Annotated in this window: 20 protein-coding genes; 13 read left to right on the top strand and 7 right to left on the bottom strand. The window is 71.1% G+C overall.

What is annotated here, in order from left to right; genetic code table 11:
* The first annotated feature begins 159 nt into the window (after positions 1-159).
* The 3 genes from ACRQ4B_RS14595 (at position 160) to ACRQ4B_RS14585 (ending at position 3,064) form a co-directional block, all read left to right on the top strand.
* Positions 160-1,155 (top strand): carbohydrate ABC transporter permease, encoded by a 996-nt coding sequence (locus tag ACRQ4B_RS14595; RefSeq protein ID WP_439692128.1) that lies wholly within the window; start codon positions 160-162, stop codon positions 1,153-1,155.
* Positions 1,148-1,987 carry a carbohydrate ABC transporter permease gene (locus ACRQ4B_RS14590; RefSeq protein WP_439692127.1) on the top strand — a complete coding sequence of 280 codons (840 nt, stop codon included), beginning with the start codon at positions 1,148-1,150 and terminating at the stop codon, positions 1,985-1,987. Before ACRQ4B_RS14595 ends, ACRQ4B_RS14590 begins: the two co-directional genes overlap by 8 nt.
* Before the next feature lie 147 nt (positions 1,988-2,134).
* Entirely contained in the window at positions 2,135-3,064 is a 930-nt protein-coding gene (locus ACRQ4B_RS14585) for a TolB family protein (RefSeq protein ID WP_439692126.1), read from the top strand.
* Between the two features lie 86 nt (positions 3,065-3,150).
* Here ACRQ4B_RS14585 and ACRQ4B_RS14580 read toward each other — a convergent pair whose 3' ends face one another.
* Positions 3,151-3,996: an ATP-binding cassette domain-containing protein gene (locus ACRQ4B_RS14580; RefSeq protein ID WP_439692125.1), complete on the bottom strand. Its 846-nt coding sequence runs from the start codon at positions 3,994-3,996 to the stop codon at positions 3,151-3,153.
* Positions 3,996-5,516: an ABC transporter permease gene (locus tag ACRQ4B_RS14575; protein WP_439692124.1), complete on the bottom strand. Its 1,521-nt coding sequence runs from the start codon at positions 5,514-5,516 to the stop codon at positions 3,996-3,998. Before ACRQ4B_RS14575 ends, ACRQ4B_RS14580 begins: the two co-directional genes overlap by 1 nt.
* Positions 5,517-5,679: 163 nt before the next feature.
* Here ACRQ4B_RS14575 and ACRQ4B_RS14570 point away from each other — a divergent pair, with 163 nt between their 5' ends.
* The 6 genes from ACRQ4B_RS14570 to ACRQ4B_RS14545 are packed head-to-tail and all read left to right on the top strand — an operon-like array spanning position 5,680 to position 11,024.
* Positions 5,680-7,128 carry an oligosaccharide flippase family protein gene (locus ACRQ4B_RS14570; protein WP_439694408.1) on the top strand — a complete coding sequence of 483 codons (1,449 nt, stop codon included), beginning with the start codon at positions 5,680-5,682 and terminating at the stop codon, positions 7,126-7,128.
* Positions 7,125-7,928: a sugar phosphate nucleotidyltransferase gene (locus ACRQ4B_RS14565; RefSeq protein WP_439692123.1), complete on the top strand. Its 804-nt coding sequence runs from the start codon at positions 7,125-7,127 to the stop codon at positions 7,926-7,928. Before ACRQ4B_RS14570 ends, ACRQ4B_RS14565 begins: the two co-directional genes overlap by 4 nt.
* A gap of 34 nt (positions 7,929-7,962) precedes the next feature.
* Positions 7,963-8,598 (top strand): D-sedoheptulose-7-phosphate isomerase, encoded by a 636-nt coding sequence (locus tag ACRQ4B_RS14560; protein ID WP_439692122.1) that lies wholly within the window; start codon positions 7,963-7,965, stop codon positions 8,596-8,598.
* Entirely contained in the window at positions 8,595-9,569 is a 975-nt protein-coding gene (locus tag ACRQ4B_RS14555; RefSeq protein ID WP_439692121.1) for a GHMP family kinase ATP-binding protein, read from the top strand. The genes ACRQ4B_RS14560 and ACRQ4B_RS14555 overlap by 4 nt, the downstream gene beginning before the upstream one ends.
* A complete protein-coding gene (locus tag ACRQ4B_RS14550; protein ID WP_439692120.1) occupies positions 9,553-10,149 on the top strand; it encodes a D-glycero-alpha-D-manno-heptose-1,7-bisphosphate 7-phosphatase in 597 nt (198 codons plus the stop codon). Before ACRQ4B_RS14555 ends, ACRQ4B_RS14550 begins: the two co-directional genes overlap by 17 nt.
* Positions 10,146-11,024, top strand: coding sequence for a glycosyltransferase family 2 protein (locus ACRQ4B_RS14545; RefSeq protein ID WP_439692119.1), 879 nt, complete (start codon positions 10,146-10,148; stop codon positions 11,022-11,024). Before ACRQ4B_RS14550 ends, ACRQ4B_RS14545 begins: the two co-directional genes overlap by 4 nt.
* A 9-nt stretch (positions 11,025-11,033) precedes the next feature.
* Here the strand turns inward: ACRQ4B_RS14545 and ACRQ4B_RS14540 are convergent, their stop codons facing one another.
* Genes ACRQ4B_RS14540 through ACRQ4B_RS14530 form a run of 3 tightly spaced genes read right to left on the bottom strand, consistent with a single transcriptional unit; the run spans position 11,034 to position 14,121 of the window.
* Entirely contained in the window at positions 11,034-11,732 is a 699-nt protein-coding gene (locus tag ACRQ4B_RS14540) for a glycosyltransferase (protein WP_439692118.1), read from the bottom strand.
* A complete protein-coding gene (locus ACRQ4B_RS14535; RefSeq protein ID WP_439692117.1) occupies positions 11,729-13,078 on the bottom strand; it encodes a PIG-L family deacetylase in 1,350 nt (449 codons plus the stop codon). The genes ACRQ4B_RS14540 and ACRQ4B_RS14535 overlap by 4 nt, the downstream gene beginning before the upstream one ends.
* Positions 13,075-14,121 (bottom strand): acyl-CoA dehydrogenase, encoded by a 1,047-nt coding sequence (locus ACRQ4B_RS14530; protein WP_439692116.1) that lies wholly within the window; start codon positions 14,119-14,121, stop codon positions 13,075-13,077. The genes ACRQ4B_RS14535 and ACRQ4B_RS14530 overlap by 4 nt, the downstream gene beginning before the upstream one ends.
* 105 nt (positions 14,122-14,226) lie before the next feature.
* On the opposite strand from ACRQ4B_RS14530, the gene ACRQ4B_RS14525 reads away from it, so the two are divergent.
* From ACRQ4B_RS14525 to rplL, 4 genes are all read left to right on the top strand, one after another.
* A complete protein-coding gene (locus ACRQ4B_RS14525) occupies positions 14,227-14,967 on the top strand; it encodes a response regulator transcription factor (RefSeq protein ID WP_439692115.1) in 741 nt (246 codons plus the stop codon).
* Positions 14,968-14,977: 10 nt separating this feature from the next.
* On the top strand, positions 14,978-16,474 hold the full coding sequence (locus ACRQ4B_RS14520) for a sensor histidine kinase (protein WP_439692114.1): 1,497 nt from the start codon (positions 14,978-14,980) through the stop codon (positions 16,472-16,474).
* Positions 16,475-16,752: 278 nt separating this feature from the next.
* A complete protein-coding gene (gene rplJ / locus ACRQ4B_RS14515) occupies positions 16,753-17,268 on the top strand; it encodes a 50S ribosomal protein L10 (RefSeq protein WP_070418388.1) in 516 nt (171 codons plus the stop codon).
* Between the two features lie 51 nt (positions 17,269-17,319).
* Positions 17,320-17,703, top strand: coding sequence for a 50S ribosomal protein L7/L12 (rplL, locus tag ACRQ4B_RS14510; RefSeq protein WP_290131241.1), 384 nt, complete (start codon positions 17,320-17,322; stop codon positions 17,701-17,703).
* A 332-nt stretch (positions 17,704-18,035) separates the two neighbouring features.
* Here rplL and ACRQ4B_RS14505 read toward each other — a convergent pair whose 3' ends face one another.
* Both ACRQ4B_RS14505 and ACRQ4B_RS14500 read right to left on the bottom strand, forming a co-directional pair.
* Positions 18,036-18,794, bottom strand: a complete 759-nt coding sequence (locus tag ACRQ4B_RS14505; protein ID WP_439692113.1) for a hypothetical protein — start codon at positions 18,792-18,794, stop codon at positions 18,036-18,038.
* A gap of 190 nt (positions 18,795-18,984) precedes the next feature.
* Positions 18,985-20,409, bottom strand: coding sequence for an amino acid permease (locus ACRQ4B_RS14500; RefSeq protein WP_439692112.1), 1,425 nt, complete (start codon positions 20,407-20,409; stop codon positions 18,985-18,987).
* Positions 20,410-20,605 lie beyond the last annotated feature (196 nt).

Here is a 20,605-nt window from a genome sequence, read left to right as displayed (position 1 = left end):
GGGTGCGTCCGCAGGACGCCCCCGGGCCTCCACCCCTCACCTCCAGAGCCGACCACGCGTCGGCGGTGAGCCGATCGGCTCACGCATGCCGTGCCTCCCGTCCGCTGCCACGGACCGGCGCGAAGCACCCGATCCCTTCCTGCCGAAAGGCCCCCGCCCATGTCCACCTCGGTCCTGCCCGACTCCGAGCGCATCGACCTGACGCACACGAAGGCCCCGACGATGTCGGGCCGTCCGCCAGGTCGCAAGCGCAAGACCCACTGGCTGCCCTACGCGCTCGTCGCGCCGGCCATCCTCTTCGAGCTGCTGATCCACATCGTGCCGATGCTCACCGGCATCTGGATCTCGTTCATCCAGCTCACCAAGTACTTCATCGCCAACTGGGGCGCTGCGCCGTTCGCCGGCTTCCGCAACTACTCGGTGGTCGTCGACTTCGACCAGGCGATCGGCAAGGGCGTCCTGAACTCGTTCCTCATCACGTGCGGCTTCACGGTCCTCGTGGTCGGGCTCTCGTGGACCTTCGGCATGGCCGCCGCGGTCGCGCTGCAGAAGCCGTTCAAGGGCCGCGGCCTGTTCCGCACGCTCTTCCTCGTGCCGTACGCGCTGCCGATGTACGCCGGCATCATCACCTGGAAGTTCATGTTCCAGCGTGACTCCGGTGCGATCAACCACATCCTCGTGGACCAGCTGCACCTGTTCAACGGCACCGGCCCGTTCTGGCTCATCGGCTCGAACGCCTTCGTCTCGGTCGTCGTCGTGGCGATCTGGAAGACCTGGCCGTTCGCGTTCCTGATGCTCATGGCCGGGCTGCAGTCCGTGCCGAACGACGTGTACGAGGCCGCCTCGGTCGACGGTGCGAAGCCCTTCCGCCAGTGGCGTTCGATCACGCTGCCGATGGTGCGTCCGGTCAACGTGACGCTCGTGCTCGTGATGTTCCTCTGGACGTTCAACGACTTCAACACGCCGTTCGTGCTGTTCGGGTCGACCGCACAGCCCCCGGCGGCGGACCTGCTGAGCTTCCACATCTACAACGCGTCCTTCATCACCTGGAACTTCGGCTCCGGTGCCGCGATGAGCGTCCTGCTCCTCGTCTTCCTGCTCATCGTCACCGGCATCTACCTCGCCGTGACCAACCGGAGGTCCGTCCGTGCGTGAGACATTCGGCGCCAAGTCCTTCAAGGTCGTGACCCTGGTCATCCTGACCCTGTTCACGGTCGTCCCGCTCTACGTGATGATCACCACGGCGATCAAGCCGCTCGGCGACGTGCAGAACGACTTCACGTGGATCCCGACGAACATCACCTTCCAGCCGTTCATCGACATGTGGACGACGGTCCCGCTCGGGCAGTACTTCATCAACTCGCTCGTGGTGTGCACGGTCGCGACGGTGTTCTCGCTGATCATCGCGACGTTCGCCGCCTACGGTGTCTCGCGCTGGAACTTCAAGGGCAAGAGCACCTTCACCACCGCGGTGCTCTCCACCCAGATGTTCCCCGGCGTGCTGTTCCTGCTCCCGCTGTTCCTCATCTTCACGAACCTCGGGAACGCCCTCGGCATCCAGCTCGTCGGGAGCTGGACCGGCCTGATCATCACCTACCTGACGTTCACGCTCCCGTTCTCGATCTGGATGCTCGCGGGCTACTTCGAGACCATCCCGCGGGAGCTCGACGAGGCCGCGATGGTCGACGGCTCGGGTCCGATGGGTGCGCTGTTCCGGGTGATCCTGCCCTCGGCCCGTCCGGGTCTGGTGGCGGTCGGCATCTACTCGTTCATGACGGCGTGGGGCGAGGTCCTCTTCGCCTCGGTGATGACGAACGGCAACGGGCAGACGCTCGCGGTCGGGCTGCAGCAGTACTCCACGCAGACGAACGTGTACTGGAACCAGATCATGGCGGCGTCCCTCGTGGTGTCGATCCCCGTGGTCATCGCGTTCCTCATCGTGCAGCGCCAGTTCGTGGCCGGTCTGACCGCGGGTGCGGTGAAGTAGGGGTCGGTCGCGCCTGGTGGCCCGTTGCCTCCGAGACTCGGGCTGGGCGACAGTTCTCGTGGTGATCCGCCCGAGAGGTGTCGGCCAGTCCGAGTCTCGCTGCGTCCGCACCGAGACTCGGACCGTGTCGGCGGGCAGGATGGACGCATGAGCGAGACACGCGGACGGCAGCTGCTGCCGGGACAGACCAGCCGGGTGCACGTGTACGACGTCGCGGCACGGACGAGCCGGCTCGTCTTCGAGTCGTCGTCGGTGCTCGTCGAGGCACCGAACGTCCACGACGAGCGCACCCTCGTGCTCAACGGGGACGGTGACCTGTGGTTGCTGCGGCTCCCGGAGGACGACACCGTCCTCGACGAGTCCGCGCTCGAGCGGGTGCCGATGCCCGGCGTGCCCGAGATCAACAACGACCACGTGCTCGATCCCTCGGGCAACTCCGTGGTGGTGAGCGCTCGCGACGGAGACCTGTACCGGGTCCCACTGCCGGCCGGGGGAGCGGCGGCGACCATGACCGACGTGACCACCGCCCTGCCGGTCGTCCGGAAGTTCTACCTGCACGGCATCGCGGCGGACGGCACGTTGGCGGCGATCGTGGGGGAACGCACCGAGGACGGTGTCTGGACGACGGACGTCGCACTCGTCGACCCGGCGACCGGTGACCCGACGTTCCTGACACGGGACGAGCACCCCGACGACGGTGTCTCGTTCGCGGGCGACGTGCTCGTGTGGAACTCGGAGCGCTTCACGCCCGGCACCGCGCAGCTGGTCTCGCTCTGGCCGGGCGCGACGGACCCGGTCCGGATCACGAACGACGACCGGGTGAACTGGTTCCCGCACGTCTCACCGGACGGCGCGCACCTGCTGTACCTGTCGTACGGGCCCGGCGTGCAGGGCCACCCGGCCGACCACCGGGTGGAGCTCCGGCTGCTGCCCGGGGTCCTCGTGCGCGGCGCCCGGATCATGCCGGTGCCGGAGACCCTCGTCACGCTGGAGGGCGGTCAGGGGACGGTCAACGTGCCGCCGTGGTCGCCGGACTCGACCTGGTTCGCCTACTGCGACTACCCGGTGGGCGGCTGACGCCGAGGCTCGGCTCGGCGGACGAGATCGCGGGTCGAGGACCGCGACGGTGTCCGACGGGCCGAGGCTCGGCTCGGCACGCCGGCCTACGCCTCGCGCACCTGCCCCTGCTTGAGGTGCAGCCGCCGCTCGGCCCGCTTCGCCACCCACGAGTCGTGCGTGACGATCACGACCGTGAGCCCGCGTTCCTTCCACTGCTTCTCGATGAGGCCCATGATCTCGTCGCGGGTGCCCTCGTCGAGCGCCCCCGTCGGCTCGTCCGCGAGCAGCACGCTCGGGTTCTTCACCAGCGCCCGCGCGATCGCCACGCGCTGCTGCTGCCCACCGGAGAGCTCCGCGGGCAGGTGGTCGAGACGTTCGCCGAGCCCGACCTCCTGCAGCGCTGCCGTCGACCGGGAGCGGATCTCCGCCCGGGACCGGTTGGCGAGTGCCCCGGCGAACGCGGTCTCCACGTTCTCGAGCGCCGTCAACGTCGGGATGAGGTTGAAGCTCTGGAACACGAAGCCGATCTCGGTCGCCCGCAGGTTGGTGAGCGCACGGTCGCCGAGCTTCGCGACGTCCCGTTCGCCGAGCAGGACCGACCCGGCGCTCGGCCGGTCCAGCGCGCCGAGCATCTGCAGCAGCGTCGACTTGCCGCCGCCGGTCGGACCCTGGATCGCGACGAGCTGGCCCTGCGGGATCGTCAGGTCGACGTTCGTCAGCGCGGTGACGGTCCGGTTCTTCTGCCGGTACGTCTTGCTCACGTCCCGCAGGCGGTAGATCGGACTGGAGGCGCGGGTCGCCTCCGCCTCGGCGGGTGCGGTCTCGGTGCTGGTCACGGTGGCTCCTGTCGTCGGGACGGCGTCGTCGGGGTTCGGTGCGGGCGTCTGTGCGCTGGTCGGTCCGGTGGTCGGTGCGCTGGTCGGGGTCGTCCCCGTGGCGGGCCCGGGCATCAGGCCACGCTCCGCAGGGCCTCGGCGGGACGGAGGCGGCTCGCACGCCAGCCGCCCAGGGCACCGGCGATGAGCCCGCCGAGGATCGCCAGGCCGATCGCGAGCAGGATCACCTCGACCGTCACCGGGGCGTGCAGCACGACGTCGGTGGTGGACGCGGTGCTCGCGCCGCCGCCGAACCCGCCGGCCGGGGCCGCGCCCGTCGTGCCGCTGCCGGCCGCCGCGGTCGCCGCACCACCGGGCATCCCGCCGCCGGCGCCACCGCGGTTCGTCGTGCTCGAGGCGCTCGCCGAGATCGTGGGGGCGATGACGTTCACCACCAGGATGCCGATGAGGCCGGCGGCCGCACCGATCACCCCGCCGATCAGGCCCTGCACGAGGGACTCGCCCGCGACCTGCCGGGTGATGCGGCCGTTCGACCAGCCGATCGCCTTCAGGGTGCCGAACTCACGCGTGCGTCGGGTGACGCCGGAGATGGTGAAGAGGATCGCGATGAGGAACGCCGCGGCGAGCACGACGATCGACAGCCAGGTGCCGAGGTTCGACACGAGGTTGGACGCGGTGCTCAGCGAACCGGACACGCTCGACGCGAGGTCGGCCTCGGTGGACACCGTTGCGCTCGTGAGCTGCTTCTGCAGCGCCGACTTGACGGCGCTCACGTCGGACGAGGACTCGGCGGAGACGTAGACGGACGTGACCTTGCCCGCGTTGTCGGACAGGGTCTGCGCGGTGTCGAGCGGGATGTACGTGTTCGAACCGGTGGTCGAGGACGAGCCGGTCGACGAGACGGTCCCGATGACCGTGAAGTCCTTCCCCCCGATCGACAGGGTGTCCCCGACGGCCTTCGACTCGCTCTTGGCGTAGCTGGCGTCGAGCACCACGACGTCCTTCCCGGCGTCCTTCGCCGTGAAGGTCCGGCCGGTCGCGAGCTCGGTGCTCGTGAGCGGTCCGACGGCGTCGCCGGACACCGGGATGCCCGTGACGGTGAAGGAGTCGACACTGAACGAGCCGCCGCCGAAGCCGCCGCCCTCGGTTCCGCCGCTCGGCGGTCCCTGCTGCGTCGAGGTGCTGCCGCTGCCGCTCGAGCCGCTGTCGGACTGCTGTTGCTGGACCTGACCCGAGAACGTGCTGTTCTCCAGCGTCAGGACGCCCGTGGCGGCCTTGACCCCGCTGGTGCTCCTGACGGTCTGCACGTCGGCGGTGCTCAGCGTGCTCGACCCGCGGGACACGGCGAGGCGGGACTGCGACAGGTCGGTCGAGCCACTGCCGCTGCCCTGACTGCCGAAGTCGAAGCTCGGCCGACCGGTGCTCGAACCGGTCGGGGTCTCCGTCTTCGTGACGGTGATGTCGGTGCCGACGCCGTACACGGACTGCAGCACGCTCGCCTGCGCCGCCTTCACGCCACCCGCGATCGAGGACACGATGACCACGAGGGCGATGGCCAGGGCCATGCCGATCGCGATGATGACGGTCTGCTTCTTGCGGTTCGTGAGTTCGCGCCTGAGGTAGGTCAGGAACATGGTTCTCCTCGGTGGTGGCCGGCTGGGGTCACCGGCCGCGCGGATCGCACGGCGGGGCCGACGAGGAGAACGTAGGCAGTGCCTCGATGACCGCCCCATCGGCAGCCTGTGAGTCGGGTAAGGAGCGCGACGTTCCCCTGTCGTATGATATGTTGAATACGTGATGATCCTGCGGAGTGGGCTGCTCAGCCTCGGCGGCACGGCGGTCCGTGCCGTCGTGCAGATCGCAGCGAACGTCGTCGTGGCGCGCCTGCTCGGCCCGGATGCCTACGGCACTGCCGCGGCGGTGCTCGCGCTCGCGATCGTCCTGGAGCTCGTCCGGAACGGTGGGTTCGCCGCCGTGGTCCTGCGCTCGGTGGACCCGTCGGCCCCGGTCCTGGTGGCGCTGCACCGCTCGAGCACCCTCGTCGGCGTCGTCCTCGGCGCCGCTGTCGCCCTCGCCGGTTGCCTGGTCCTCTGGGCGGCTCCGGAGGCACCGTACGGTGTCCTGCTCCTGGCGATCAGCGGGGCGTTCCCGCTCGCCGGCTTCGTCGCGGTGCCGATCGCGGGCATGGTCCGTCGACACCGGATGGGCCGGGTCGTCGCCGTGGAGTCGGCCGCCGTGGTGGCCGGAGCCGCAGCCGCGATCGCCCTCGGTGCGGCCGGCGTCGGAGCGGTCGCGCTGATCGCGCAGGTCGTCACGCTGTGGGTGGTGGTCGCGGTCGGCGTCGTCGCGCTGCACGGCGTCCCGCGTGGCGCGTCGGCGCGGTGGGCATCGATTCGATCGATGGCGGGGACGGCCCTGGACGTCTCGCTCGTCCAGGCGGTCTCGCTCGTCGCACGCGCCGGTGACCGCGTCCTCGTGACCGTGTTCTTCGGACCGGGCGCCGCGGGGCTCTACGTGCAGGCGATGCAACTGATGGCCCTCCCGCTCGACCAGATCGGCGCGGCAGTGCACCGCGTCGCCGTCCCGGTGCTCGCCGCGGCGTCCGGCGAGGACCTCCGGCGCCGGTACCGGCAGCTCGTCGGGACCGTGACCCTGCTTGCGTGGCCCGTCCTGGCGGTGCTCGGGGTGCTCGCCGAGCCGGTCGTGCGGTTGCTGTTCGGCGTGGCGTGGGTCGCCTCCTCCGAGCTCCTGCCGTTCCTCGCCGTCGCCGGTGGAGCGCAGGCGCTGGGCTTCACCGCGGTCTGGTACTTCGTCGCGAGCGGCCGTGCAGGGCGGCAGGTCCGGTGGGCCCTCGTCTCGCAACCGGTCGTCCTCGGTGCGCTGTTCGTCGGGACGGCTTGGGGTGTCGGCGGGATCGCCGCTGCCTTCGCCGTCGCGTCGGTCGTGCTCGTGATCCCTGCGTTCCTCGTGTCGACGCGTGGAACGGGCATGCGCCTGCACGATCTGCTGGTCCCTGCCGTGCCGGCCGCGGCCGCGTCGCTCGCTGCAGCCCTGGTCGCCGAACTCGTCCGCGCGGTCGCGGCGACGGGGTCGGTGCTGAGCGTGCTCGTCCCGGGTGCGGGCGGAGCCGCCGTCGCGGTGCTCGTGGCGTGGACGTTCCCGGCCGTCCGGCGGCGACTGCGCCGTCGTCCCGGCCGACCGCGCCCGCTCGTCGGACTCGCCGCTCAGGAAGGCAGCACCAGATGACATCTCGGCTCGGAGACACCCTCCCCGTCCCGCTCGTCCGCACCGCGGTCATCCCCGCAGCCGGACGGGGCACCAGGCTCGGCCGCCTCACGCAGGCGGTCCCGAAGGAACTCCTGCCGCTCGGAACCCGACCGACGCTCGACATCGTGCTCGATGAGCTCGTCGACGCCGGGATCGAGCGGGTGGTGATCGTCACCCGTCCGGACAAGGCCGCGTTGAACGACTACGTGACGAACGTGCTCCAGGGGGAGCTCCGCGCCCGCGGGGTCGTGCTGGAACTGTGTCCGCAGGACGCGGGTCCCGGCAACGGTGGTGCGATCCTGTCCGCCGCGGCCCGGATCGGGGTCGAGCCCTTCGTCGTGCTGTGGGGAGACGAGGTGGTGTTCGGCGTGAACCGCACGGCGAGCGTCCTCGAGCGACACCGGGAGACCGGTCGGCCGACGATCGCCGTCGTCCGTGTCCCGCGCGATGCCCTCCGCCGCTGTGGCGTGGCCCGCGTCGGGTCGGACGGCTCGGTGTGCGAGCTCGTCGAGAAGCCGGCAGACCCGCCGGTCGACGGGCTCGCCTCGGTGGGGGGCTACGTCGTGACCGCCGAGGTCCTCGAGGCGCTCCGGGCGACCCGGCCGTCGACCGACGGTGAGGTGTACCTCAGCGCGGCCCTGGCTGACGTCGCCCGGGCAGGCGGGGTCCAGACGGCCGAGGTCCTCGGGGACTGGCACGAGACCGGCTCTCCGAGCGGGTACGCGGATGCGTTCGCGGCAGCGGTGCGATCTGGTATTGATATTCAGCATGTGCAATAGGTATGCTGGTCACGATCCCGAACGAAGGACTGACATGACCACCAGCACCACAGCAGCCGGCCACCGCACCACGGCGATCATCGACGCGTACTCGGCTGAGGTCGACCGCTTCGCCCGTCGGTTCCCGGTCGAGGACCTCACGCGCATCGCGGACGTCCTCGTCGACGCCCACCGCGACGGCCGGACGGTCTTCGTGTTCGGCAACGGCGCCTGCGCGGCGCTCGCGAGTCACATGGCGGCCGACCTGGCGAAGAGCCTCGCTCCCACCCGACAGGCAGATCCGCTCGCACCGGTGCCCGACCGGCTGCGGATCCTCGCCCTCACGGACAACGCCGCCATGATGACCGCGGTCGGCAACGACTTCGACCACGACGACGTGTTCCTCGAGCAGCTCCGAGTCCTGCTCCGTGCCGGCGACGTGGTGTTCGGGTTGAGTGCGTCCGGCGCATCGCCGAACGTCATCCGAGCGCTCGAGTTCGCACGTGACCGCGGTGCGATCACGGTCGGGTTCACCGGTGCGATGCGCGGGCTGCCGCCGATCCTCGACCTCGTCGAGACCGCGGCCGTCGTCCCGTCGAGCGACATCGACGTGATCGAGGACTTCCACGTCGCCTACCACCACGCCCTCACCCGCGCGTTCGTCGCCGGCGTGCAGGACGCCAGCTCGTGATCATCGCGCGGTCCCCGCTCCGGGTGTCCTTCTTCGGGGGCGGGAGCGACCTCCCCGCGTACTTCTCCGAGCAGCCCGGCTGTGTCGTCAGCACCACGATCGACCTCGCCGTCGAGACCGTCCTCCGGCCGCGCGCGCGTGGGGGCGTCCGTGTCGTCACGGACGGTGTGCAGACGGCGGACGTCCCGTCCGGGATCGAGCACGACTTCGTGCGCGAAGCACTGCTCAACGACGACCCCAGGACCCCGCTCGACGTGTCGATCCACTCCGACGTCCGCAGTTCCGGCACCGGTCTCGGCACCTCGGGCGCCGTCGTCACCAGCCTGGTCGCGGCGCTCGCCGCGCTGCGCGGCGTCGAACTCGACCCGGCGGAGCTGGCCGCGACCGCCAGCGAGATCGAGATGGTCCGGTGCGGACGTTCGGTGGGTCTGCAGGACCAGACGGCATCCGCGCACGGCGGGCTCCGTCGGTACGACTTCGGCACCGACGGGACGACGAGCACCACGAGGGTCGACATGCCGGCGGCGGCGCACTCGGAACTCCAGGCATCGCTCGTGCTCGTCGACACCTTGATCGGTCGTGATGCGGGGACGCAGCTGTCCCACCAGTCCCGGACCATCGCACGACCCGGGGGGTCGCGTGCACGGGTGACACGGATGGTCGAGATGGCCCGGGCGATGCACGACGAACTCGTCGCCGGTCGCATCGACTCGTTCGGAGCTGCGTTGCACGAGGCCTGGACGCTCAAGGCCCAGGTCCTCGGTGCGACCGCCAGCCCCGTGGTCGACCTCTACGAACACGGCCGACGACTCGGCGCGACGGGTGGCAAGCTCCTCGGTGCCGGGGGTGGTGGGCACATGCTCTTCGTCGTGCCGCCGGAACGCCGTGCCGGCTTCGTCGAGGACGTCGGGGCGCACCGCGTCGTGCCGTTCCGGTTCTCCGAGGAGGGCACCCGTGTCCGTGTCGCGTGACCCGTTCCGTTCCGTCCAGCGGTGGACCGAGCGTCCGCTGGACGGTGCGGACGCCCTCTTCCTCGACCGCGACGGCGTCCTCATCGTCGACGACGGCCACGTCGGTTCGCTCGACCGCACGACCCTGCTGCCCGCTGCGATCGACGCAGCGGCGGCCGCGTGGCGGGCCGGGACGCCGATCGTCGTCGTGACGAACCAGAGCGGCGTGGCGAGAGGGTGGTACGACTGGTCGGGCTTCGACGCCGTCAACGACCACATCCGCCGAGCGATGCAGGCACGTGGTGCCGACCTCGACGTCGTCATCGCGAGTGCCCGGATGCCGGGCGACGACGATCCGTGGCGCAAACCCGGGCCGGGGATGGTGCTCGCTGCCGCCGACCGGTTCGGTATCCGCCGTGCCGGGTCCTGGATCGTCGGCGACCGGGAGTCCGACCTCGAGTGCGGCCGCTCTGCGGGGCTCGCCGGTGGGATCCTCGTGGGCGACGTCCACGCCACCGGGATGACCGCTGCGGCCGGCATCGCCATGGCTGCTGCGCTCGTCGGTCGGACGGCGGACGCGCTGCACGGAGCCGGACGATGAGCCTGTCCGGACCGGCGACGACCATCGGCGTCGTGATCCCGGTCGGGCAGCGCACCACGGTCGAGCTCGGCCCGCAGTTCGCGGCGCTCGCACGGCAGACACGACCGGGGCCGGTGTCCGTGGTCGTGAGCTGCAACGGCGAGCCGGTCGAACGGGTCGAGGCGCTGGTCGACACGGTCGACTGGCCCGAGGGCTGGAGCGTCGTGGCGATCGACTCCTCCGCCGTGCGCGGGGCGAGCGCTGCCCGCAACGCCGGATGGCGGGCGCTCGACACCGACGTGGTCCTGTTCTGCGACGCCGACGACGTCGTGTCGGACACGTGGATCGACGGGATGGTCCGCGGGCTCGAACGCGCAGGGGTCTGCACCGGGCCCCTGCTCCACGACGCCCTCAACGAAGCGTGGATGTGGGAGACACCGGAACAGGCGTGGCCGGTCGTGCGCTTCGGCCACCTCCCGCACCTGTCCGCGGCGAACCTCGGCATGCGCCGGACCGTGCTCGAGGAGACAGGCGGGTTCGACATCACCCTCGGTGCGGCCGAGGACATCGACCTCGGCTGGCGGGCGGCGTACGCCGGGTACCCGACCCGGTTCGAGCCGGGTGCAGCGGTGCAGTACCGCCTGCGACGTGACACGGCGGGATTGTTCCGCAACAACCGGCACTACGCCCGGTGGGACCGTGTGCTCGTCGACAAGCACCGTGCGCAGGGTGCACGGTGGCAGGTGCGCGACGTCGTCCGCCACCTCCTGGCATCCGGCTGGGCCATCGCCCGGGCACCCTTCGGGCGCCGACACCGACGAGCGGCGGCCATCCGACTCGGGACGCTCGCCGGATGGCTCGAGCGGTACCTGGGCAGGACCCCCACCTCGACGTGACCGGGGCGGTCAGCTCGCGTCGCCGTACGCCTGACGCAGGTGTTCCGCGTAGCCACCGGGCGTCCGGCCGGCGAACCGACCGCTGGTCACCACCGGCAGGTCCACGGTCGCGTCCACCCGGTAGCCCCTCGCCCGCGCGCGTTCGACGAGCCGGACGTCCTCGTGTTCGGGGACGGGGTCGAAGCCACCGAGCGCGACGTACGTGGCCGCGAGCACGCCGAGGTTCGCGCCGTGCACGTGGCCGAGCGCCGCGCCGGGCGGGTGTGCTCGCGCCCACCGTGCCAGCACGACCGGATCCAGGTCGTCGGGGTCGGGGACGACCGCGCCGACGAGCACGTCCGCCCCGGAACGCAGTGCGTCGACCTGTTGCACGAGCCAACGCTCAGGCACACGAGAGTCGGCATCCGTGTGTGCGAGCCAGTGCTCGGTCGGCTCGGCGTGGTGGGCGCGGAGGGCGTGCGCGACACCGATCGTCCGCGCCCGACCGACACCGACGTGCGCTGTCGTGACGACGTCGACCGGGAAGTCGCGCACCACCGTGGCGGTCCCGTCCGTGCAGCCGTCCAGCACGACGGTCACGGAGACGTCGATGTCCGGACGGTGCGCACCGAGCCAGGCGCGCGCCGTGACGAGCGCATCGAGGCAGACACCGATCCGATCCGCCTCGTCGTGGGCGGGCAGGACGACGTCGATCCGTGTGCGGTTCACGGCGCGAGCCCCTCGGCACGAGCGACGGACGTGACGGTCGGACCGGGCATCACGCTCAGCACGAAGTCCTCCTCCACGTGCCGCACGAGCGCCGGTCGCGGCCAGCGTTCGGCGAGCCGGGCGTCCACCGCGTCGCCGGAGCCCACGGCGTCGTCGTCCGGGTGTCGCCAGTGGCAGGCGACCAGGACGCCGTCGTCGTCGAGCGACGCCAGCACCCGGTCGATCGTCGTGTCGAGGTCGGCGGGGGAGAGGTAGTACCCGACCTCGGACATCACCACGAGGTCCCACCGACCCGCTGGCCACTCCGCGGGCAGCGACGCCTGCACGAAGTGCGCCGTGGGAGCCCGGACGGCGGCCTGGACCAGTGGAGCAGCCGCGATGTCCGTGCCCAGGACGGCATCGGCCCGCTCGGCGATGGCCGCGGTGAGGACCCCGGTCGCGCAGCCGAGCTCGAGCGCCGATCGGTACCGCTCGCGGGGGAGCGCCGCCAGGGTCACGGCACGCTTGCGCCGCTCGTACCACGAGCCGTCGAAGTCCCACCCCTCGGGCTTCCGTGCGTAGTGCGCGTCGAAGGACTCGCGGGAGCGGGACGTCGGAGGGGCGAAGAACCACTCGACCGGCCGCAGGTGGTGCGCGGCGTGCCGGTCGTCGATGATCGCCTCGTCCCCGGCGGCCGGGGACAACGCACGGGTCTGCGAGGGGTAGGCGACGAGTGCTGCCCGTTTCCGGTCGAGCACCTCGGCCGTCAGCGTGACCGAGCGAGCACGGTCCCACGGCGCTGCCGGAGCGTCCGGGTCGTCCCAGTGCCAGGCCCAGACCGGGTACTCCAGCAGCTGGGTCCCCGGGAACAGCGACACCACCTCGGCGGCGACCTCGCCGGCGATCCGGTGGTCGCGGTGCCCGTCGCCGTGCCACGGTGCGACCACGAGCACGGGGCCGTCGACGCGCTCGAGCCGCTCGGTCAACGCGGCGCGGAGGACGTCCGCGTGCTCGCGCAGCCCACCGTCGGGGACGTCCAGGAGCGTGGCGCTCGCCGTGGGGTGGAGGATCCCGAGGGCGGTCCGGAACTCGGGCGCACGGATCGTCCGGAGCCGGTCCGGCGAGGTCGTCGGGGAGTCCGGGTGGGATCCCTCGCCGTGGGTGACGAGCACCACGTGCACGGGGATGCCGAGGTCGGCGGCCGTCGCGATGAGGCCGCCGGCGCCGAGGGTCTCGTCGTCCGGGTGCGGTGCGACGACGACCACGGTGCCGACGCCGTCCAGCGACATCGGTGCCGGGGACAAGCCATCGAGGAAGGTCGTCCAGTCGGCCGGGTCGGTGCCGGGTTCCCGGTGGTCGAAGCTCACCACGCGACACCACCGCGCTCCGTGACGATCCGGCCGATGCGGGCCAGGTCCCGGTCGCCGTGGTCCTGCAGGACGTAGAGCTCGAGGTCGGCGGCCCGGGCGGCGACCGCCGGGTCGGAGGTCAGGGGAGCGGGGCCGACGGTCCGGACCACCCGGAGCCGGACCGCGTCGACCGCGCGGCGCACCCGGGAGCGCACGACCTGGGCGAGGAGTGGCCAGTCGACGTCGTCCGGACCGTCGTCGATGCGTGCGGCCGCGTCGGCGAGGGCGTCCTCGGCGTCGGCGAGGTCCACGACGGTCGCACCGAGCGCCGCCTGCAGCAGCTCGGACTCCGGCCGGGCGATCACGAGCGTGCGCAGCACCCGGGCGAGGCCGACCGCTCCGCCCCACCAGCAGGCCGCGACGCCGATCCCGCCCCAGGCGAACCCGGGTCGAGTGAGGTACCAGCCGGGAGCGCCGACGGGGGTTGCGTGCACCCCGACGAAGTCGACCGGACCGCTCGGCACGTCCGGCATGCCCCGAGCGACCCAGTCCTCGTCGTGCGCGGTCACGCCGTCCTGCCGCAGGTCCACCGCGAACAGCTGTCGCTCGTCGCCGACGTGCGCGGTGACCAGCGCGTGGGAGAGCGTCGAGGCCAGCGAGCACCAGGGCTTCGTGCCGTCCAGGGCGACCGATCCGCTCGACCCACCCCGGGTCGCCGTGAGCCGCAGCCCGGGAGCCTCGGCGGCGAAGACGCCCCACGTCGACCCCGCCGGGGGCACAACTCCGGCCTGCGCGAGGATGCCGAGCGCGTCGAGGTGCGATTCGACCGTGCGCGCGAGGGCGACGTCGGCCGCGCCGACGGAGGCGAGGGCCGCGAATGCACCGCCGGCCGACCCGGCGGTGACGAGCGGGGCAGTGGCGGCGACCGACGCGGCGAACGCGAGCCGGTCCACCGGGGTCGAGCCGTGCCTCCCGGACGGTGCTGCGACCCGCGCGGACTCCTCGATGCGCGCGGTGTCGACGGAACGGGCGGAGGCCGGCCAGGCCGAGGAACGCAGCATGCGGCTCACGGTACGGAGCGGACACCGAGTGCCTGCACGGGAACCCACAGACCGTCGACGGTCGCTCCACAGACCGCTCATAGGAAACTCTCGATACTCGAAGACGTGACCATCTCCCAGACTGCAGCAGCCCCGCGCCTCACGCGTGCCGACGGAACCCCGTTGCGCATCCTCGTCGTCGACGACGAGGCCAGCCTCACCGACCTCCTGTCCATGGCGCTCCGCTACGAGGGCTGGGACGTGAAGAGCGCGAACGGCGGGCAGGACGCGCTGACCACGGCACGCGAGTGGAAGCCGGACGCCATGGTGCTCGACGTCATGATGCCGGACCTCGACGGACTGCAGGTGCTCAGCCGACTGCGGCAGAACAACGACGACACCCCGGTGCTGTTCCTCACCGCCAAGGACTCCGTGGAGGACCGCGTCACCGGGCTCACCGCGGGCGGCGACGACTACGTCACCAAGCCGTTCTCGCTGGAGGAGGTCGTGGCACGGCTCCGTGGCCTCATCCGCCGCTCGCAGATCTCGATCTCCGAGGCCGGGGACTCGCGCATCGTCGTGGGCGACCTGGTGCTCGACGAGGAGTCCTACGAGGTGCACCGTGCCGGCCGGTCGATCGAGCTGACCGCCACCGAGTTCGAGCTCCTCCGCTTCCTCATGCGCAACCCCCGCCGCGTGCTCTCCAAGGCGCAGATCCTCGACCGCGTGTGGTCGTACGACTTCGGCGGCAAGTCGTCCGTCGTCGAGATCTACATCTCCTACCTGCGCAAGAAGATCGACGCGGGCGAGACCCCCATGATCCACACGGTGCGCGGCGTCGGGTACGTCATCAAGCCCACGTCGTGAGCGTCCAGCAGTGACACTCCGCCGCCGGCTCGTCCTGAGCATCGTCGCGCTCGTGGTCGCCGTCAGTGCGGTGATCGGAGCGGGCAGCATCATCGCGCTCGCATCGATCCAGACGGGCGCGATCGACAGCCAGCTGCAGAAGGCGACGAGCCGCGCGAGCACGAAGTTCGGCGAAGGGCAGCAGAACCCGAACGGGCAGCGCCCGAACGACGACTCGCTCCAGCCGCTCGGACAGGCGGCCGGTACCCTCACCGCCTACTACGTCACCGGCGGCGGCGCGGGTGGCATCGTCCTGAACGAGGACAGCTCCCGCTCCGCCCTCACCACCGAGCAGCTCGACCGGCTCGGTGACGTCAAGGTCGGGGTCGACCCGGCGACCATGGACCTCAAGGGGACCCTCGGTCGCTACCGCGTCGCCGCCGTGCAGGTCGACAACCCGGTGCTCGGCAACGCCGTCCTGGTCGTCGGACTGCCGATGTCGCCCGTCTACGAGAGCGTCCGGTCACTGCTCCTCGTCGTCATCCTCGTGGTCGCCGCGGCGCTCGCCGCCGGCTCGATCGTCGCCGCGGTCGTCGTCCGACGGTCCCTCCGTCCCCTGGAACGCGTCGCCGAGACCGCCTCGACGGTCGCACGGATGCCGCTCGAGCGGAGCGACGCGCTGCAGGACGTCCGGGTCCCCGACACCGACCCCCGCACCGAGGTCGGCCGCGTCGGGAGCGCCTTCAACCGGATGCTCGGCCACATCGCGGGCGCCATGCAGGCCCGGGAACGCTCGGAGCAGAAGGTCCGGCAGTTCGTCGCGGACGCGTCGCACGAGCTGCGGACGCCGCTCGCGTCGGTGCGCGGGTACGCCGAGCTCACCCGCCGGATGGGCGCCGACCTGCCGCAGGACGTCGTCTACGCGATGAGTCGCATCGAGTCCGAGTCCAAGCGGATGACGTCGATGGTCGAGGACCTGCTGCTCCTCGCCCGCCTCGACGAGGGCCGGGAGATCCAGTTCGACGGCGTCGACCTGACCGGGCTCGTCCTCGACGCCGTCAACGACGCGCACGCCGCCTCGCCCGAGCACCCGATCGAGGTGGACGTCCCCGCATCGCCCGTGGTCGTCGTCGGGGACGCTGCGCGACTGCACCAGGTGATCGTCAACCTCGTCACGAACGCCCGGACGCACACCCCCGACGGCACCCGGATCACCGTGGGGCTCGCCCCGTCGGCGACCGGTGCCGGGGTGGACCTGACCGTGCGGGACACCGGGCAGGGCATCGACCCGGAGTTCCTGCCGAAGCTCTTCGAGCGGTTCGCCCGGGCCGACAGCTCGCGGTCCCGCACCGCGGGGTCGACGGGCCTCGGGCTCGCGATCGTGGACGCCGTCGTGCAGGCGCACGGCGGGTCGGTCGACGTGGCCAGCGAGCCGGGCGACACCGTGTTCACGGTGCACCTGCCGGCCGAGCAGCCGACGGCACCCGACTGGTCCGGCACACCCGCGGTCGCCGCAGCGACGGAGTGACACCGCTGACGGACGGGAGGCGCGGGGCGGGGCCGCACCGCGCCTCCCGTCCGGTGGTTGGTTGGCTGGGTCGGGACGTGCTACAGTTCTCGAAGCCAAAGACCGCCGGTTCTTGCTGCGCTCGCGCAGCAAGCGAAGGTCCTCACGCATGAGGCAGCCCGCGCAGGTGTTCCGAACCACTCCTTCCGTTCGCGGGGGAGCAGCTCCGAGCCTCTGCGCCGGAGCTTTTTTCATGTGGTGAGCGCCTGGGGCTGCCGGCAAGACCCCCAAGGAGAACCATGGCGAACAAGGAAGCTGCGGTCGCCGAGCTCACGGAGTCCTTCCGTAGCTCGAACGCCGTTCTGCTCACCGAGTACCGCGGTCTCACGGTCGCGCAGCTCAAGGAGCTCCGCAACTCGATCCGTGAGCACGCCACGTACGCCGTGGTGAAGAACACGCTGACCAAGATCGCGGCGAACAACGCCGGCATCTCGTCGTTCGACGACGAGCTCGCCGGTCCGTCCGCTCTCGCCTTCGTCCACGGTGACACCGTCGCCGTCGCGAAGTCGCTGCGTGCATTCGCCAAGGCGAACCCCGAGCTCGTGGTGAAGGGTGGTTACTTCGACGGTAACCCGCTCTCCGCGACCGAGGTGGACAAGCTCGCCGACCTCGAGTCCCGTGAAGTGCTGCTCGGCAAGCTCGCCGGCGCCTTCAAGGCCTCGCTGTTCGGTGCTGCGTACCTGTTCCAGGCACCCCTCTCGCAGGCCGTCCGCACCGTGGACGCCCTTCGCGAGAAGCAGGAGTCCGCGGCCTGATCAGGCCCGCGTTCATCAACCACACGTACTAGCTAGTAGTAGGAGAAAATCATGGCGAAGCTTTCGCAGGACGAGCTCATCGAGGCCTTCAAGGAGCTCACGCTCATCGAGCTCTCGGACTTCGTGAAGAAGTTCGAAGAGGTCTTCGAGGTCACCGCGGCCGCCCCGGTCGCCGCTGCCGCCGCCCCCGGCGCTGCTGCCCCGGCCGAGGCCGCTGAGGAGAAGACCGAGTTCGACGTCATCCTCAAGTCCGCTGGTGACAAGAAGATCCAGGTCATCAAGGAGGTCCGTGGCCTGACGTCGCTCGGCCTCGGTGAGGCCAAGGCGCTCGTCGAGACCGCCGACGCCAAGATCCTCGAGGGTGTCAACAAGGAGACCGCTGACAAGGCGAAGGAGACGCTCGAGGGCGCCGGCGCCACGATCGAGCTCGCGTAGTCTCGACCGTTCGGTCACGAAGGCCGCTGTCCCCTCGGGGGCGGCGGCCTTCGTCGTGCGCGGCTGCGGTTCGCCTAGCTTCGGCTGCGCGAGACTCGGCCTGAGCGACCGTTCTCGTGACGAGAGGCCCGAGAACCGTCGCTGAGCCCGAGTCTCGGTGAGCGCAAACGACCGATCAGAAGACGACTCGGTGCTGGCGGAAGAGGGCACCGAGCCGGTCCGGATCGATCAAGTGCCACCAAGTCGGGCGGACGACCGTGCGCACGTCGGGGAACGACCGAAGTCGATCCTCGCGGACCTTCTCCTGCCAGACCGCCTCGGCTGGGGAACGCTCACCGAGCATCTCCGGATCCGAGTACTTCTGCTTCGAACTCGACGACCACGCCGAGCCCCTCGAACCAGAAGTCGACGCGGTCGACGCTGCCGTCCGCATGCCGGAACGTCTGCTGTGGAACCGGCGTCGGCAGTCCGAGTTCGACCATGCGGATCGCAGTGTACGACTCGCCAGCCGACTCGTGTCGAGGATCGAGAGCGGCCGCGACCGTCCGGCTCCGGACGGAACCGCGCCGGGGTCCGTCCGGAAGCGCATCGACGAATTCGTCCACCGTGAGCACGCCGGTCCGGACCGCGTGGTCGACGGCGACTGCAGCAACAGCGGGTTCGAGTGTGGTGGCGAGGTCGATCGCGGTTCGCAGCACCGAGGTGAGCGGTACGCCCGACATCGACCTCCGCTCCGTTCCGGTGTCCGGCGCTCCGGCGTGGCGGACGAGATGTGCTCGGTGCTCGGTGCGGAGGGTCGCACCGTCGGTGACGTGCACACGTGTCGGAGGAGCGACGACCGACGGCCATCCGTAGGCCAACGCCGCCGTCATGTGCGAGAACGCGGCGGTTGCACGGAGCCGGGGAGCGAGCGCCCGAGCGAGCAGGAGGTGCCGCCCGACCATGCTGAGCCGCTGCCAGTCCACGGCATCGACGAAGACGCCGTCCGCGACCCGCACGAGGAGGCCGGCACGGTGTCGTCGCTGGAGCGACCGCGCTCCGGACTTGTCCTGGTCGGTCGAACGGAGCAGCTGCACGTGTCGTTTCGTCATCACCGCAGCATGGGGGTCGGCTGCCGGGCCGATGACCGACGTGACGCGACCTGTGGACGGCGGGGAGCGCCTCCAGGCCTGTGGACGAGTCTCGGTGCGGAAGGGGCGAACCTCGCGCTGAGCGACGCTTCTCGTGCGCTCGGCCACGAGGAGTGTCGCTCAGGACGAGTCTCGGCGGGGCCGCGGCGCGTCAGCGCAGCGTGCTGTGGCGGCGGCCGTAGGCCAGGTAGAGGGCGGCGCCGGCGACCATCCAGATGCCGAACGCGATCCAGGTGCCGACGCCGAGGAACACCGCGAGCAGCACGCAGCACAGCGCACCGAGGATCGGCACGACGGGGAAGAGCGGCACGCGGTAGGAGCGCTCGAGGTCAGGTCGCGTGCGACGGAGCACGATGACGGAGACGTTCACCAGGGCGAACGCCACGAGGGTGCCGATGCTCGTCGCGTCGGCGAGTTCGCCGAGGGGGACCAGCGCGGCGACGACCGTGACGACCAGTCCGATGATGAGCGTGTTCGCGATCGGGGTGCCGGTGCGGGGCGACACGCGTCCGAACACCTTCGGGACCAGACCGTCCCGGGCCATCGTCAGCAGGATGCGCGTCTGCCCGTACAGCACGGTGAGCACGACGCTGGCGATCGCGATGACGGCGCCGATCGAGAACACGAGGGCGATCCAGGGCTGCGCGGTCACGTCGACGACGATGCGGACGAGGGACGCCTCGGTGGACGAGAACGAGGTCCACGGCCGGGCCCCGATCGCAGCGATCGCGACGAGGATGTACAGCGCGGTGATCAGCGCGATCGAACCGATGATCGCGCGGGGGAGGTCTCGGCGGGGGTTCTTCGCCTCTTCGCCGGCGGTCGAGGCCGCGTCGAAGCCGATGTACGAGAAGAACAGTCGGGACGCGGCTGCGGTGACCCCGGCAGCCCCCATCGGCGCGAGCGGTTCGAAGTTCTGCGCCCGGAAGGCCGAGAACGCCACCACGACGAAGAAGACGAGCAGCGCGATCTTCACGATCACCATGAGGGTGTTCACCCAGGCGCTCTCGCGGGCGCCGGGCAGCAGGATCGCGGTGGCGAGCAGCACCAGGACCGCGGCCGGCAGGTTCACGACGCCGCCCTCGCCCGGAGGGGCCGACAGCGCGGCAGGCAGGTGCAGTCCGAACACCCGCAGCGTCTCGTCGACGTACTCGCTCGCGCCGACCGCGACGGCAGCCACGGAGACGGCGTACTCGAGCACCAGGCACCAGCCGCAGACCCAGGCGATGCCCTCGCCCATCGTGGCGTACGTGTACGAGTAGCTCGACCCGGACGTCGGCACCGCGCCGGCCATCTCGGCGTACGACAGCGCGGAGAGGAGCGCTGCGACCCCGGCGACCACGAACGAGATCCACACCGCGGGGCCGGCGAGCGGCACGGCGGTCCCGAGCACCACGAGGATGCCGGTGCCGAGCGTCGCCCCGACACTGATCATCGTGAGGTGCCAGACCCCCAACGACCGGCGGAGCGGCTGACCGTCCACACCCGCCGAGGCCTCGGCCTGCAGCTGCTCGATCGGCTTGCGGCGGGCGAGCTGGGCGCGGAGGGACGTGGGGCGGGTGGGCGCGGACGTCATGGAACCTCGAGTGGTGCGGGGAAGGGGACGGCAAATGGTCGCATGCCCCCTGAACAGGGTCAAATGAGCCAGGGACCCGCCATGGACCGGCCGGGGCGGCCCAGGGATCGGCCGGTGACCGGCCGGGCGCGGCTCCGGGTCCGCCCGGCACCCCACCCGACCCCGCCGATGTCCGGGCGCGGGGCTAGGTTTGCAC

It is taken from the genome of Curtobacterium sp. SP.BCo (genome assembly GCF_051903265.1).
GTDB lineage: Bacteria > Actinomycetota > Actinomycetes > Actinomycetales > Microbacteriaceae > Curtobacterium.
This window is presented reverse-complemented; position numbering and strand designations above follow the sequence as displayed.

Coding starts and splice junctions, on each gene's coding strand:
- ACRQ4B_RS14570 (WP_439694408.1), top strand. CDS start 5,680: ATGATCCTGCGGAGTGGGCTGCTCAGCCTCGGCGGCACGGCGGTCCGT.
- ACRQ4B_RS14545 (WP_439692119.1), top strand. CDS start 10,146: ATGAGCCTGTCCGGACCGGCGACGACCATCGGCGTCGTGATCCCGGTC.
- rplJ (WP_070418388.1), top strand. CDS start 16,753: ATGGCGAACAAGGAAGCTGCGGTCGCCGAGCTCACGGAGTCCTTCCGT.
- ACRQ4B_RS14585 (WP_439692126.1), top strand. CDS start 2,135: ATGAGCGAGACACGCGGACGGCAGCTGCTGCCGGGACAGACCAGCCGG.
- ACRQ4B_RS14530 (WP_439692116.1), bottom strand. CDS start 14,121: ATGCTGCGTTCCTCGGCCTGGCCGGCCTCCGCCCGTTCCGTCGACACC.
- ACRQ4B_RS14565 (WP_439692123.1), top strand. CDS start 7,125: ATGACATCTCGGCTCGGAGACACCCTCCCCGTCCCGCTCGTCCGCACC.
- ACRQ4B_RS14595 (WP_439692128.1), top strand. CDS start 160: ATGTCCACCTCGGTCCTGCCCGACTCCGAGCGCATCGACCTGACGCAC.
- ACRQ4B_RS14505 (WP_439692113.1), bottom strand. CDS start 18,794: ATGACGAAACGACACGTGCAGCTGCTCCGTTCGACCGACCAGGACAAG.
- ACRQ4B_RS14500 (WP_439692112.1), bottom strand. CDS start 20,409: ATGACGTCCGCGCCCACCCGCCCCACGTCCCTCCGCGCCCAGCTCGCC.
- ACRQ4B_RS14580 (WP_439692125.1), bottom strand. CDS start 3,996: ATGCCCGGGCCCGCCACGGGGACGACCCCGACCAGCGCACCGACCACC.
- ACRQ4B_RS14575 (WP_439692124.1), bottom strand. CDS start 5,516: ATGTTCCTGACCTACCTCAGGCGCGAACTCACGAACCGCAAGAAGCAG.
- rplL (WP_290131241.1), top strand. CDS start 17,320: ATGGCGAAGCTTTCGCAGGACGAGCTCATCGAGGCCTTCAAGGAGCTC.
- ACRQ4B_RS14560 (WP_439692122.1), top strand. CDS start 7,963: ATGACCACCAGCACCACAGCAGCCGGCCACCGCACCACGGCGATCATC.